Annotated in this window: 14 protein-coding genes; 11 read left to right on the top strand and 3 right to left on the bottom strand. The window is 34.8% G+C overall.

Features of this window, described 5'->3' with window-relative positions; translation table 11 throughout:
- Positions 1-172 precede the first annotated feature (172 nt).
- A complete protein-coding gene (locus ACK1U5_RS20990; protein ID WP_001095345.1) occupies positions 173-1,066 on the top strand; it encodes a metallophosphoesterase in 894 nt (297 codons plus the stop codon).
- 199 nt (positions 1,067-1,265) lie between these two features.
- On the opposite strand, the gene ACK1U5_RS20995 is transcribed toward ACK1U5_RS20990, so the two are convergent.
- Complete coding sequence (locus tag ACK1U5_RS20995) at positions 1,266-2,348, bottom strand: chitinase (RefSeq protein WP_069605130.1); 1,083 nt, start codon at positions 2,346-2,348, stop codon at positions 1,266-1,268.
- 270 nt (positions 2,349-2,618) lie between these two features.
- Here ACK1U5_RS20995 and gabP point away from each other — a divergent pair, with 270 nt between their 5' ends.
- The 8 genes from gabP (at position 2,619) to entD (ending at position 11,614) form a co-directional block, all read left to right on the top strand.
- Positions 2,619-4,013, top strand: a complete 1,395-nt coding sequence (gene gabP / locus ACK1U5_RS21000) for a GABA permease (protein ID WP_048567529.1) — start codon at positions 2,619-2,621, stop codon at positions 4,011-4,013.
- A 134-nt stretch (positions 4,014-4,147) separates the two neighbouring features.
- Positions 4,148-4,486 carry a hypothetical protein gene (locus tag ACK1U5_RS21005; RefSeq protein WP_002005644.1) on the top strand — a complete coding sequence of 113 codons (339 nt, stop codon included), beginning with the start codon at positions 4,148-4,150 and terminating at the stop codon, positions 4,484-4,486.
- Between the two features lie 317 nt (positions 4,487-4,803).
- The gene (locus tag ACK1U5_RS21010) at positions 4,804-5,346 is read left to right on the top strand and encodes a DUF420 domain-containing protein (protein WP_000228314.1); all 543 of its coding nucleotides are present in this window, start codon (positions 4,804-4,806) and stop codon (positions 5,344-5,346) included.
- 116 nt (positions 5,347-5,462) lie between these two features.
- Positions 5,463-6,626 (top strand): iron-containing alcohol dehydrogenase, encoded by a 1,164-nt coding sequence (locus tag ACK1U5_RS21015; RefSeq protein ID WP_001179092.1) that lies wholly within the window; start codon positions 5,463-5,465, stop codon positions 6,624-6,626.
- A 157-nt stretch (positions 6,627-6,783) separates the two neighbouring features.
- Positions 6,784-7,536: a DeoR/GlpR family DNA-binding transcription regulator gene (locus tag ACK1U5_RS21020; protein WP_000957286.1), complete on the top strand. Its 753-nt coding sequence runs from the start codon at positions 6,784-6,786 to the stop codon at positions 7,534-7,536.
- Positions 7,533-8,444, top strand: coding sequence for a 1-phosphofructokinase (gene pfkB / locus ACK1U5_RS21025; protein ID WP_000640830.1), 912 nt, complete (start codon positions 7,533-7,535; stop codon positions 8,442-8,444). The genes ACK1U5_RS21020 and pfkB overlap by 4 nt, the downstream gene beginning before the upstream one ends.
- A gap of 13 nt (positions 8,445-8,457) precedes the next feature.
- Positions 8,458-10,314: a PTS fructose transporter subunit IIABC gene (locus tag ACK1U5_RS21030; protein ID WP_000704599.1), complete on the top strand. Its 1,857-nt coding sequence runs from the start codon at positions 8,458-8,460 to the stop codon at positions 10,312-10,314.
- A gap of 349 nt (positions 10,315-10,663) precedes the next feature.
- Complete coding sequence (gene entD, locus ACK1U5_RS21035; RefSeq protein ID WP_000734613.1) at positions 10,664-11,614, top strand: cell wall-binding protein EntD; 951 nt, start codon at positions 10,664-10,666, stop codon at positions 11,612-11,614.
- Positions 11,615-11,676: 62 nt separating this feature from the next.
- Here entD and ACK1U5_RS21040 read toward each other — a convergent pair whose 3' ends face one another.
- Positions 11,677-11,922: a hypothetical protein gene (locus ACK1U5_RS21040; protein ID WP_000814426.1), complete on the bottom strand. Its 246-nt coding sequence runs from the start codon at positions 11,920-11,922 to the stop codon at positions 11,677-11,679.
- 180 nt (positions 11,923-12,102) lie between these two features.
- Here ACK1U5_RS21040 and miaA point away from each other — a divergent pair, with 180 nt between their 5' ends.
- Together miaA and hfq are read left to right on the top strand one after the other, a co-directional pair.
- Positions 12,103-13,056, top strand: a complete 954-nt coding sequence (gene miaA / locus ACK1U5_RS21045) for a tRNA (adenosine(37)-N6)-dimethylallyltransferase MiaA (protein ID WP_000504957.1) — start codon at positions 12,103-12,105, stop codon at positions 13,054-13,056.
- Positions 13,057-13,077: 21 nt separating this feature from the next.
- On the top strand, positions 13,078-13,302 hold the full coding sequence (gene hfq, locus ACK1U5_RS21050) for an RNA chaperone Hfq (protein WP_000813896.1): 225 nt from the start codon (positions 13,078-13,080) through the stop codon (positions 13,300-13,302).
- 73 nt (positions 13,303-13,375) lie between these two features.
- Here hfq and ACK1U5_RS21055 read toward each other — a convergent pair.
- Positions 13,376-14,730, bottom strand: a protein-coding gene (locus tag ACK1U5_RS21055) for an IS3 family transposase (protein WP_113710628.1) whose coding sequence is annotated in 2 segments (ribosomal slippage) — positions 13,376-14,277 and positions 14,277-14,730 — 1,356 coding nt in all. Because the reading frame shifts where the segments join, the coding sequence is not laid out codon by codon here.
- Positions 14,731-14,744: the final 14 nt, after the last annotated feature.

Below are 14,744 nucleotides of genomic sequence, written 5' to 3' on the forward strand. Positions count from 1 at the left end.
ATGATGGAATGAATAGAAAAAATTTCGAAAATCTATGTATTATAAAAATATGTTATGACTTCTGTATAAAATTGTCAAAGTGAATAGAGAGGGAATTACATATTGATAACATTGTTCATGTTGTCACATGAATGTAACAATAAGGATTTAAAGTGTTTCTAGAGGTGAAAACATGAATACGAATCATGTAAAAAAAGAACGAAAAAAATCAATCGTAAAGATATTTATTATTAGTTTTATAAGTATATTAATGATACCAGTAAGTTTGTATTATTATGCGACAGAAATAGAACGAAAACTAGTAACAGTTACGTGGAATGAAATAGAAGCTTCTACAATTCCTAAAGAGTTTAATAATAAAAAAATATTGCAGTTTTCAGATGTACATTTAGGACCAGAGTTTACACTGAAACAACTTGAACATTTAGTGGAGAAGATGAATGAATTACATCCAGATATAGTAGTTTTTACCGGAGATTTAATAGATAAATTTGGGTCTTATAGTGCGGAAAGAGAAGAAGCGAAGGTTATTTTGCAGAAAATTTACGCTCCCTTAGGGAAATATGCTGTGTTTGGGAATCATGATAGGGGCGGGGGCGGTAGTTTATTTTACAAAAAATATATGGAAGAAGCTGGTTTTTCTGTATTAGTAAATGAAGTGCAGAAAATTAAAGTGGAAAACGGCAAATATATTATAATATCAGGTTTGGATGATTTTCTATTAGGGAAGCCGCAAATAGATTCAACTTTAAAAAACTTGAAACAAAATGATTTCAACATGTTATTAGTACATGAGCCGGATGTTGTAACCAAAATAAATCGTTACCCAGTTGATCTTCAACTGTCAGGACATAGTCACGGAGGACAAGTCCAAATTCCTTTTGTAGGTCCGTTAATTACTACCAAACTAGCTGAGCACTACGTTGAAGGTATGTATGAAGTAGAGGGGAAGAGTAAGCCGTTATATTTATATGTAAATCGTGGCATTGGGACTACTAGGATGCCTGTTAGATTTTGTAGTGTACCTGAACTTTCAATTTTTGTGTTGAAGCAAAATAGTAACTAGAATATTTAACAATATGATTCCAAGGAACGTGCGATGTTGGTCGATGGAAAAGAGTTTCTTAAAACTTTAGATGTGACAAAGTAATTTTCATAAGTAAAAAACAACAATAGGACCTATAAAGGGACCTATTGTTGTTTTTATCCTGCATTGATTGCCCATAAATGTCCGATTGATGAGGGCTAATTATAGTTTTACTTTGTTATTTTTGCAAGGAAAGACCATCAAAATATGTTCTATAGTTACTAGAGAATTCAAAGTTGTTTTTTGCATCCCAATTAATAGACCAAGACATTAGGCCGCGGAATGCAGGATAGCCACTCTGGTTAGAAAGTTTATACTTTCCTCCGAATGGAACTCCTTTAATGATATAATTTAAAGCTTTTTTCATTTCAGTTGGCGAAATATATCCACCACTTGGAGCTGCCGCTGGTGCTGCAGGAAGTCCAATCATGACTTGATCTGAACGAAGAGCTGGGAAAATGTTATTTGTATTACCACCTACAGGAAAACCATGTAAGAGCATATCTGCCATAGCGACCTCGTAGTCTGCAGTACCTTGATTGTAGTTATTACCGTCCATTCCAATCCCGCTACCAGCGTTGTAGTGTTGAACGTGAATGTATGTTAGTTTATCTTTCACTCCGTAAATAATTGGTAAATATGCACCCCATATGCTTCCATATGCGCTATATCCGCCTTGAACATAAGCTGTTTCAGGGGCCATGCTTAATAGAAAATCTGGACCATAATGATCTGAGATTGTTCGAATAGCTGAAATAAGATTTACGATTTGAGGGGTAGTTGGGTTTTTGAAGTTAGTGTCATTTCCGTTTAAGTAAATACCTGATTCAAGGTCAATATCTATTCCGTCAAAACCGTATTTATCGATCAGAGATTGTATGGAATTAATAAAACGATCCTTAGCGGCATTGTCAGGAAGTAAAACGACCCCATTTTGTCCACCTATTGAAAGAACTACTTTCTTTCCTTTACTTTTTAAATAAGAAATATCTGATTTGAATTCTGCATCTGTACCATACACAGGAGAAAATTCAACAGTGGAACGATCACCACCAGTTTCACCAAAAGATACATTGATTACATCCCATTTTGGTGAAACGTCTTTTAATTTAATAATGCCAGTACCGTTATCAAAATTATGCCAGTATCCAACGAGTAATTTTGAACCTAAATTGTTTGCTGCTTGTGCTTGGAAAGGGGATAACGGTAGAAGTAAGAACATTACTAAAATACAACAAAAAAATTTGAACTTGTTTAACATATCAACACTCCTATACAAAAAGTTGTCTAGATGTATAATCTTGTTTATTTAATAATATCTGAAAATTCTTTTTTTTGTAAAGGGACTATAATTTTCTCAACAATTGTGTATGGGAAAGTATTAAACCTAATGTAATAATTTTTGAAGGAGGTTGAATTTTAATTGTTGAATTCAGAATATTTTGATATATTTTAAAGTATAGGACAAAATCTTTCGCACAGTACTCTTACATAAATTTCAAAATTTAGTTTGGAAGGGGATGTACAAGATTTGGATAAAAATCTAAAGAAAGACCTCAAAATACGCCACATTACAATGATTTCAATTGGCGGTGTAATAGGGGCTGGTTTGTTTGTTGGAAGTGGTGCAGTTGTACATTCGGCAGGACCAGGTTCTATCGTTTCATATGCATTAGCAGGACTTCTAGTCATTTTCGTCATGAGAATGCTAGGAGAAATGGCAGCTGTTAATCCGACAAGTGGTTCATTTGCAACGTATGCAAGAGAAGCGATTGGTCCTTGGGCGGGTTATACAATAGGCTGGTTATACTGGTTTTTTTGGGTAATTGTTATTGCAATAGAAGCCACAGCAGGTGCTGGTATTATCCAATATTGGATTCCACAAATACCGCTTTGGTTATTAAGTTTAATATTAACAATTTTATTAACGCTGACGAACGTTTTTTCGGTGAAATCATTTGGAGAGTTTGAATATTGGTTTTCTTTTATTAAAGTAATAAGTATTATTTTGTTCCTTTGTCTAGGTCTTGCTGTTATTTTAGGATTTGTTCCAGGAACAGAAGCACCCGGCACTTCGAATTTAATTGGACAAGGTGGATTTATGCCAAACGGTATAAGTTCGGTACTGCTTGGAATTACTGTCGTTATATTTTCATTTATGGGATCAGAAATTGTAGCGGTAGCCGCAGGTGAATCTGCAGAACCTGTAAAAGCAGTAAAAACAGCAACAAACAGTGTGATTTGGCGTATTCTTGTATTTTTTATTGGGTCTATAGCGGTAGTTGTTACGCTACTGCCATGGAATTCAGCAAACATATTAAAAAGTCCATTTGTAGCTGTATTGGAACATATAGGAATACCAGCTGCGGCACAAATTATGAATTTTATCGTTTTAACAGCTGTACTCTCTTGTTTAAATTCGGGTTTATATACAAACTCAAGAATGCTTTTTTCGATGGCAGAAAGAGGAGATGCTCCAAAGGCGTTTTTGAAATTGAACAGTAGTGGTGTTCCAGTTCGGGCCGTTTTATTTGGAACTTTCTTCGCTTATATTGGCGTTGTGTTTAGTTACATTTCTCCAGATAAAGTCTTTTTGTTTTTAGTGAATGCATCTGGCGGGATTGCGTTACTAGTTTATCTCGTTATTGCAGTTTCGCATTTAAAGATGCGTAAAAAAATGGGGAAAGTGGAACAACAAAATTTGAAAGTGAAAATGTGGCTTTTTCCGTATGTAACGTATGTTACAATTGTTGCTATTATAGCAGTTTTAGTTGCGATGTTCGCAATTGATACTTTACGTTCACAAGCACTTTTAACAATGTTTGTTACTGTTCTTATCATACTTTCTTATTTTATTTTTAATAGAAATAAAAATAGCACAGTTTTGAATCCTAAAAGTAAGAATGAGGAATCTGTTCGATTCTAATTTTCTAATTTTCGAAGAGAGTTACACCCAGTCATTGCTATAAAAGAATCATATATAATCATAGAAACAAGTAATTACTATTGTCATAGTGGATATAAACTTTTTTCTTGACTTTTTATACGAAGGCGAGCAAAATGGTAAAAAAGGAAGGGGGGATGATAATGGAAGAGTACGTATTAGAGCTGTATAACCTGTTATATACGACAGAATGGCAAGATATTGTTTCGTTTCTAGGAATCGTATTTTGCATGAAAATTGTAATTGTATATATGGAAGAGCAAGGTATGTTCTATTCCTTCTCATCCCCGTTCGATATGCAGCGCGAGCCGTTGCTAAACTATGCCAATGTGAATTACGAACAAATTCCTTTTGTTATTTTCTTTATGATTCGATTTATTACAGCAATTGTAAGGAAAAAGGAAAGTGACGATGAAGAGTGCCACTCAACTTGTAATATAGCGAATGTTTTTTAAGCTAAATACAAGGAGGAGATTTATATGTGGTTTCGATTTCTTATGATTGGTTTCTTTTCATTAACAGCAATTTCTTTAATGGGATATCAAGTGTCTGAAATTTTTCAAGCATATAGCGATACATTTTTTAACAAAAACTAATCGCGTTGCTATTTGAATAATAAAGCGATAAAATCCTTCTTAAGAAGTTTTATTAAGAAGGATTTTTTCTTTGTCTTATCTTGCTGTGTCAAACTATTGTCACATTTACACTGTGAATAGTATGTTAAAATAGTGAGGTTACGTATACATATTTGAAGGAAGAGGGAGTGACCATTTTGGTGGATCAATCAACAAATCAGAAAAGCTATGCTCCTATTGTGATAACGCTTTCTGTAATTGTAAATGCGATTATTTTATTTTTGTTCTTTGGACCTGTTGGCTATGAAGGAGAATTACATTTTGATGTAACAATTTTACCAATGTTAAATGCAATTTTTAATAGCTTTACGTTCGTATTCTTATTAGCAGCTCTATACTCTATTATTAAGAAGAATGTGAAAATGCACCGTGGTTTCATCCTGGCAGCATTTACAACGACGTTGCTATTTTGTGTTTCTTATTTATCTTATCATTACTTAGCGCCAGCAACACATTTTGGCGGAGAAGGATTCATTAAATATGTGTATTTCATCATTTTAATTACACATATTATCCTGGCGGCAATTATTGTACCGCTTGCATTGTTTGCACTTGTATTTGGTTTTACAAATCAATTAACACGTCATCGTAAAATTGTACGTTGGACGATGCCGATTTGGTTATATGTAAGTTTATCTGGTGTTATTGTTTACTTAATGATCTCACCTTATTACCAATAAAAAATCTCAGCCTGTAGGCTGGGATTTTTTTATTAAGCAAATATTTTTGTGAAATGAAAAAAATATGGTATACAAAAGTATAGTTGCTTTTCATATAGAAGGGATGGTAAAGGAATATGCAAAATTTTGTATTTCGTAATCCAACGAAACTTATTTTCGGTAAAGGTCAATTAGAGCAGTTAAAAACGGAAATTCCACAGTTCGGTAAAAAAGTTCTTCTCGTATACGGGGGAGGCAGCATTAAAAGAAACGGTATTTATGATAATGTAATTTCTATTTTAAAGGATATAAATGCAGAAGTATTTGAATTGACAGGTGTTGAACCGAATCCACGTGTATCAACTGTAAAGAAAGGGATTCAAATTTGTAAAGAAAATGGTGTTGAATTTATTTTAGCAGTTGGTGGAGGAAGTGTGATCGACTGTACGAAGGCAATTGCAGCTGGTAGTAAGTACGATGGAGATGTATGGGATATTGTAACGAAAAAAACATTTGCTAATGAGGCATTACCATTTGGTACTGTACTTACTCTTGCAGCAACAGGATCTGAAATGAATGCAGGCTCGGTAATTACAAACTGGGAAACGAATGAAAAGTATGGATGGGGTAGCCCAGTTACTTTCCCGCAGTTTTCAATTTTAGATCCAGTTCATACTACTTCTGTACCGAAAGATCAAACAATTTACGGTATGGTAGATATTATGTCGCACGTATTAGAACAATATTTCCATCATGGAACGAATACAGAACTACAAGATCGTTATTGTGAAGCTGTTTTAAAAACAGTAATTGAGACAGCACCTAAGCTTTTAAGTGATTTAGAAAATTATGAGCATAGAGAAACTATTTTATATTGTGGTACTATGGCGTTAAACGGTATTTTAGCGATGGGAGTAAAAGGAGATTGGGCGACTCATAATATTGAGCATGCAGTTTCTGCTGTTCATGATATACCACACGGGGGTGGCCTTGCGATTTTATTCCCGAACTGGATGAAACATGTTGTAGAGGAAAATGTAAGTCGTTTTAAACAGTTCGCTATTCGTGTATTTGATATAGAAACAGATGGCAAAACAGATAAAGAAGTGGCTTTAGAAGGAATTAAGGCACTGCGTCAATTTTGGACTTCAATTGAAGCGCCAGCAACATTAGCTGATTACGGTATTGGAGAAAATGAAATTGATATAATGGCTAATAAAGCGATGGCGTATGGTGAATTTGGTAACTTTAAAAAATTAAATAAAGATGATGTTTTAAGTATATATAAAGCTTCTTTATAAGTGAATTTAGAAAAGAAACCTATTTGATTGTTTAATCGAATAGGTTTCTTTTTGCTGTTTATAAATGTTTATGGGTGTTTTTGATTATTTTTGGTTGTTTGTGGTTGATTTTTGTGACCGTTTTCATTATACTGTAATCAAAGAAGAGGTGAATAAAATGTTAACTCCTGAACGTCATCAAATGATATTGCAACTTGTAAAAGAACAGAAAGTTGTAAAATTACAGCAATTAGTTGAAAGAACAGAAAGCTCTGAGTCGACAATTCGCCGTGATTTAGCACAATTGGAAAAGCAAAGGTTATTAAAAAGAGTTCATGGTGGTGCCGCTGTTTTAACAGGAAAAGGGCAAGAACCAACGATGGTTGAAAAATCATCCAAAAACATTCAAATAAAACAACAAATTGCTAATTATGCGGCTAGCGTTATTGAACAAGGTGATTGTATTTATTTAGATGCAGGAAGTACAACATTTGAAATGATTCCATTTTTAATAAATAAAGATGTGACTGTCGTTACGAATGGACTTATGCATATTGAAGCTTTAGTTGAAAATAATATTCGTGCGTATTTACTAGGTGGAATGATGAAGAGTAGGACGAAAGCTTTAATCGGTGCTATGGCACAGGAAAGTATGCAGAAGTATCGTTTTGATAAATGTTTTTTAGGTGCAAATGGTGTACATGAACAGCTTGGCTTTACAACGCCAGATCCAGAAGAAGCGCTCTTAAAACAAATGGCATTAACATTAGCAAACGAAGGATATTTCTTAATTGATGAAAGTAAGTTTTCAGAAGTTGCATTTGCGAAAATTGCAAATGTTGAAGAAGCAAATATTATTACAAACCATTTAGAAATTGATTTAGAAAAATATAAAAGACAAACCAATGTAATTGAGGCTGATAAACAATGATCTATACAGTTACTTTAAACCCATCTATTGATTATGTAGTACAAGTTAATTCCTTTGATTTAGGCGCAGTCAATCGAGCAGAGAAAGATATGAAGTTTCCTGGAGGAAAAGGGATTAATGTTTCTCGCGTTCTCCATCGTTTAGGTGTGGAAAATATAGCACTTGGATTTACTGGTGGATTCACCGGTCAATTTATTAAAGGTGTATTACAGGCGGAAGGCGTAATGACAAACTTCATCCAAGTAGACGGAGATTCCCGAATTAATGTGAAAATAAAAGGGCAAGAAGAGACAGAATTAAATGGGCAAGGTCCTAATGTGACAAATGAGCAATTTGAACAATTAATGAAACAAATCGAAAGTATGAAGCAGGGAGATTGCGTTGTGCTAGCTGGAAGTGTACCTGCATCTATCCCAACTACCTTTTATGAATCAATCGCAGCGCTCGGAGCTGAAAAAGGTATTCGAGTAGTAGTCGATGCGAGTGGAAGTGCACTGCAGCATGTAATTAAAAATAAGCCATTTTTAATTAAGCCAAACCATCATGAACTTGGTGAGTTGTTTGGAGTGGAGCTTTCAACAGTAGAGGACGTTTTACCTTATGGAAGAAAATTAATTGAACAAGGTATAAAACACGTTATCGTATCGATGGCTGGAGAGGGAGCTTTATTATTTACGGCAGAAGGTATATATGAAGCGACTGTTCCAAAAGGTGTTGTAATTAATTCAGTTGGGGCCGGAGATTCTCTTGTTGCAGGGTTTGTAGGCAAATATGAACAGACAAAAGATATTGAAAAGGCATTTCAATACGGCGTTGCAACAGGGAGTGCAACAGCATTTTCAGCTGATTTATGTAAGAAGGAAAAAGTAGAAGAATTATTGTCGCAAGTAATTGTAGCTAAGCGATAGGGGGAAGCAACATATGAAAATTACAGAACTATTAAAAAGAGATACAGTCATTATGGATTTGACAGCTTCAAATAAAGAAGCTGTCATAGATGAATTAGTTGAGAAATTAAATGGGGCAAATCGTTTAAATAGTAAAATGGAATTTAAAGAAGCTATTTTAAAGCGGGAGTCCCAAAGTACGACTGGAATAGGGGAAGGTATTGCAATACCTCATGCGAAGACAAAGGCTGTTAAACAACCATCGATTTGTTTTGGTAGAAGTGTAAGCGGTATCAATTATGAGTCGCTTGACGGACAGCCAGCACACTTATTCTTTATGATTGCTGCAAGTGAAGGAGCGAATAATACTCATTTAGAAACGTTGTCTCGTTTATCGACATTATTAATGGATGAAGGATTTCGCAAGCAACTATTAGAAGCAAAGGATGAAAGTGAGCTTCTTCAACTATTTGATGAAAAAGAGAATGAAAAAGAAGAAGAGATTGAAGTCGCAAAACCAGAAGTAAATGAACCGTACGTACTTGCTGTTACAGCTTGTCCAACTGGAATCGCTCACACGTATATGGCCGCAGATAGCTTGAAAGCAAAAGCGACAGAGTTAGGAATAGCGATTAAAGTTGAAACAAACGGATCGACAGGTATTAAAAACGGTTTAACGAAAGAGGATATTGAACGTGCAACAGCTATTATTGTTGCGGCGGATAAACAAGTAGAAATGAATCGTTTTGCTGGTAAACATGTCATTCAAGTACCAGTCGCTGATGGGATTAGAAAAACGGAAACACTTCTTAATCGAGCTGTAAAGCAAGATGCACCAATCTTTAAAGGTGTAAAAGAAGATGGAAAGGCAGAAAGTACGGAAAAAGAAAAAGGATTAGGAATTTATAAGCATTTAATGAATGGCGTAAGTAATATGCTTCCGTTCGTTGTTGGCGGCGGGATTTTAATAGCGCTAGCGTTTTCGTTTGGTGGTATAAAGGCGGAAGGTCCTTTAGCTGAATTGTTCATGTCAATTGGTGGAGGAAAAACAGGTGCGTTTTTATTCCTTGTACCAATTTTAGCTGGATTTATTGCAAGTTCTATTGCTGATCGTCCTGGTTTTATGCCTGGTGTTGTAGGTGGATTTTTAGCGGCGAATGCGAATGCTGGCTTTTTAGGTGGATTAATTGCTGGTTTCTTAGCTGGATATGTTGTTTTAGGGTTGAAAAGATTATTTTCAGGACTACCAGTACAATTAGAAGGAATTAAACCTGTTTTGTTATATCCAGTCTTTGGATTATTGATTACAGGAGTTGTAATGCAAAAAGCAGTGATTCCGCCTGTAGTAGCATTAAATGAAATGTTGACAGGGTGGTTAAATGGTTTAAACGGTACGAATGCTATATTACTAGGTCTTATTTTAGGTGGTATGATGGCAATTGATATGGGTGGTCCAATTAATAAAGCGGCGTTTACGTTTGGTATTGCTGCAATAGAAGCACAGAATTTTGGAGTGCACTCAGCAGTTATGGCTGGTGGTATGGTACCGCCACTTGCGATTGCATTTGCAACTACATTCTTTAAATCAAAGTTTACAGAAGCGGAACGTAAATCTGGTTTAACAAATTATATTATGGGAGCATCGTTCATTACAGAAGGTGCGATTCCGTTTGCAGCTGCAGATCCGGTTCGAGTAATTGTAAGTTGTGTTGTTGGTTCAAGTATTGCAGGTGCGTTATCTATGTTATTCCAAATTACATTACCAGCACCGCATGGTGGATTATTTGTAATAGCGTTAGTAAATAAACCGTTACTATATATTTTCTCTATATTAATTGGAACGATTGTCTCGGCTATTATGCTAGGTGTTTGGAAAAAGAAAGTTCAATAACAAATAAAAAGAGAGCAGCTTTTAGTAGCTGCTCTCTTTTTATTACAAAAAAATAGGTTAACAATTAAATATTGATGTTTTTTGGTAAAAGATGTAACTAATTGTGAATTTTTTGTAACAAAAAAGTAACACTGTAATTTTTTCTGGAAAAAAGTTCTTGTGCTCGTATATGAAAAATATATGAAAACCACTGGAGATTGTATGAGAAATACATTTTATTAATATGGAAATTTATGTTACAACTCGTTAATCGTATATTACGAATGCTTTGTAATTGTGTGATTTCTAAAAATTCTAAAAATCTGTTGCTATAATGAAAATACGAAAACAAAGCAAATGGAGGCTATTCATGAAAAAATTATTAGGTATAGCAACAGCAGCAGTTTTTGGTCTTGGGATTTTTGCGGGTTCTGCTAAAGCGGAAACAATTGTAACAACAGACGTATTAAATGTTAGAGAAAACCCAAATGTAGAGTCAAAGCTTGTAGGTAAAGTGTTAAGTGGGAATACACTAGATGTTATAAATACAGAAAATGGATGGACAAAAATTAAGTTGAACGGTAAGGAAGCGTTTGTAAGTGCCGATTTTACAAAGAGCACATATTATGTAACGGCGGGCGTATTAAATGTTCGTGCTGGAGCGAATACTGATTCTGAAATTTTAGGTAAACTTAATAAAAATGATGTGATTGAAACGACGAATCAAGTTCAAAATGAATGGTTACAATTTGACTACAATGGAAAAGTTGGATATGTTCACGTGCCATTTTTAACAGGAACAGCACCTGTAATCGAAAAGAAAGAGGTTGTAGCTCAAGAAGAAGCGCCAGCTAGAACAAATACGCCGGTTAAAAATAATACAGTAGTTAAGAATAAAGAGTCTGTTAAGAGTAACGATTCTATTAAGAATGTAGAATCAAGTAAACCTGTGGTAAAAGAAAAACCGGCTGCAAAACCAGTTGCAAAATCTACTGAAACAAGTGCGCCTACTGGTGGTCGTGAAATTACAGTAGAAGCGACGGCATATACAGCAGATCCGAGTGAGAATGGTTCGTATGGTGGTCGTGTATTAACTGCAATGGGGCATGATTTAACAGCAAATCCAAATATGAAAGTAATTGCTGTTGATCCGAAAGTAATTCCGCTTGGATCAAAAGTATGGGTAGAAGGATATGGAGAAGCGATTGCTGGAGACACTGGTGGTGCGATTAAAGGAAATCGTATTGATGTATTAGTCGGTTCAGATGGTAGTGCTAATAGCTGGGGGCGCAAATCTGTAAAAGTGAAAGTTATACAATAGGTTATCGATATTAATATAAAAAGCGGTTGCTTGAAATTATGTAAGCAGCCGCTTTTTATGGATTATTGAAATGGATAAATAGTTTTACCTGTAATAATTTTATATGCACTGCAAAATTGCGTTTGTATATATTCTGTATTTTTATTTTCTGGATGTAATGTTGTTTCATGGAGGGTAGAATGAAAAGCCCGTAGTAAACAATTTAGGGCGAAGTATAATTCCTCTTGTGAACAATTTTGTTCTTTTATAGAAGTAGCTAAAATGAGGTCTTTTGTCAAAGATGAAAAATTGATGGTGGATTGTTTCATAGTTAACTCATCCTCTCGAAACTATTTTTATCATGTATATGCAGAATTGAACAAACTATGTTCTTTTTTCTGTATAATTTCATGTACCGAAATGAAAGAACTTGCAATCATGCCGTTAAAATTGGTAAGATTGGGTATAATCAATAGATGGAGTATATTACATAAAGAGAGTTGAATGATATGGGAGAAGTGCAACGTGAAAAAGTTGCTGTCATCATTGGACCAACTGCTGTTGGAAAGACGAAGTTAAGTATCAATCTTGCCAAAGCGTTGAACGGTGAAATTATTAGTGGTGATTCCATGCAGATCTATCGAACGATGGATATTGGAACTGCAAAGGTAACAAAAGCAGAGATGGACGGAATTCCACATTATATGATCGATATAAAAAATCCGGAAGATTCATTTTCTGTCGCGGAATTTCAAGAACGTGTTCGCAAGCATATTCGAGAAATTACAGAACGTGGTAAATTACCAATTATAGTTGGTGGGACCGGTCTTTATATACAATCTGTTTTATTCGATTATCAGTTTACAGATGATGCTGGTGATGTGATATACCGAGAGCAAATGGAAAAGTTAGCTTTAGAACGCGGTGTGGAATATGTACATAAAAAATTGCAAGAAGTAGATCCAGAAAGTGCGGAGCGTATTCACGCAAATAATGTACGACGTGTCATTCGGGCTTTAGAAATTTTCCACACGTCGGGTGAAAAAATGAGTGAACAAATTGAGAAACAAGAAAAAGAGTTACTCTATGATGTTTCATTAATTGGCTTGACAATGGATCGAGAAATGCTATACGATCGCATTAACTTACGAGTGGATTTGATGATGGAACAAGGCCTATTAGAGGAAGTAGAAGGGCTGTATAATAGAGGGATACGAGATTGTCAATCTATTCAAGCGATTGGATATAAAGAAATCTATGATTATTTTGAGAATCGAGTTTCTTTAGAAGATGCGGTATCACAATTAAAGACGAATTCGCGTCGTTATGCAAAGCGTCAATTAACGTGGTTCCGTAATAAAATGGATGTCACGTGGTTTGATGTTACAAACGGTGAAAAAACGTCAGAAATTTTACGATACATAGAAGGAAAGTTACAAGTAAAGTCGAATAATAGTAAGTAGAGAAAAAGAGGAGGATTCGACATGAAGCAATCAATCAATATTCAAGATCAGTTTTTAAATCAACTCCGTAAAGAAAATACGTTTGTTACGCTGTACTTATTAAATGGTTTCCAGCTTCGTGGACTAATTAAAGGATTTGATAATTTTACAGTCCTGCTGGAAACAGAAGGTAAGCAACAGCTTATTTATAAACATGCAATTTCTACATTTGTACCACAAAAAAATGTTTCAATTGAATTAGAATAGTAATGAATTATTGTACATAACAAAAAAAGAGCGAATTTGAAGTGACCCCTAAAAGTTAGACACGGTTATTTCATTAGGCAGCTTGATAAAAGTGAGTCCGGTATTGTACCGGACTCATTTTTAATTTTGCCTTAATCCGTTTCGTATTATAATAATCTATATATTTTTTTAATTCTATTTTAAAATGCTCTACACTTTCAAATTCTTTTATATAGAGGAACTCCGACTTCATAATCCCAAAGAAATTCTCTATTACTGCGTTGTCGTAACAGTTACCTTTTCGAGACATACTCTGGACAATCGCTCTGGATTCAAGTGTACGGACGTATTGTCTCATTTGATAATGCCACCCTTGATCCGAATGCATCAGTAGTTGATGGTTTTCAGGTAAACGTTCTAATGCATTCTCTAACATCTCTGAAACAAGTGAATACGTCGGTCTAGAACCAATTGTATAGGTAATAATTTCACCATTATACAAATCTAATACAGGTGATACATACAGTTTTTCTCCAAACAATTTAAACTCTGTGATGTCCGTTACCCATTTTTGATTCGGGGCATCTGTGCAGAAATTACGCTCTAAAATATTAGGTGCAATTTTACCGACTTTTCCTTTATAAGATTTATATTTCTTCATACGCACAACACACTTTAATCCAAGCTCTTTCATACTGCGTTGAACCTTCTTGTGATTCACTTTCTGACCACGATTCGTTAATTCATCACGAATGCGACGGTAGCCATAACGACCTTCATTTTCCTCATAAATCGCTTTAATTTCAGCTTTCAAATCGGCATCTTGATCCGGACGATTCATTTTTTTTACTAAATCATAATACGTACTCCGAGGAATGCCAGCTAGCTCCACGAGTGCCTTCACCGAATATTTATGCCTTAACTCATAGACTACTTGCGCTTTGTCTTGTTTTGTGATTTTTCCTTGTTTTGAACTAAGGCATTCAACTTTTTTAAGTACTCATTTTCCATTTCAAGCTGTTTAATACGTGCTTCAAGTGCTTCGACTGACCCTTCAGCTAAAGCTTGTTTTAATTGTTTATTTGAATCTTTTTTCATGGATGGACGCCCCTTTTTCTTAGATTGAAGGGCATCAATTCCTTGTGTTTCGAGTTGTTTTTTCCAAACAGAAATCGTTGAAGGGGCAGGAATGTTAAAGATAGCTGCCGTCTCAAATAAGGACATGCCGTTTTCAATCATAAAGTTTAGTACGTCTAGTTTAAATTGTTGTGTGTAATTTGTACATCGTTTTAGAAAAGCTTCCACACCATTTTGTTTATATTGGCTTACCCAATTCAAAATGATTGTTCTACTTATACCGATTGCTTTACCGATTTCTCGATAACTTTTATTTCCGTTCAAATAACGTAGAACGATTTGTATTTTTTCATCAGCTGTAAATTTAGCCATAGAAAAACTGCATC

The organism is Bacillus sp. XB1 (genome assembly GCF_053557995.1).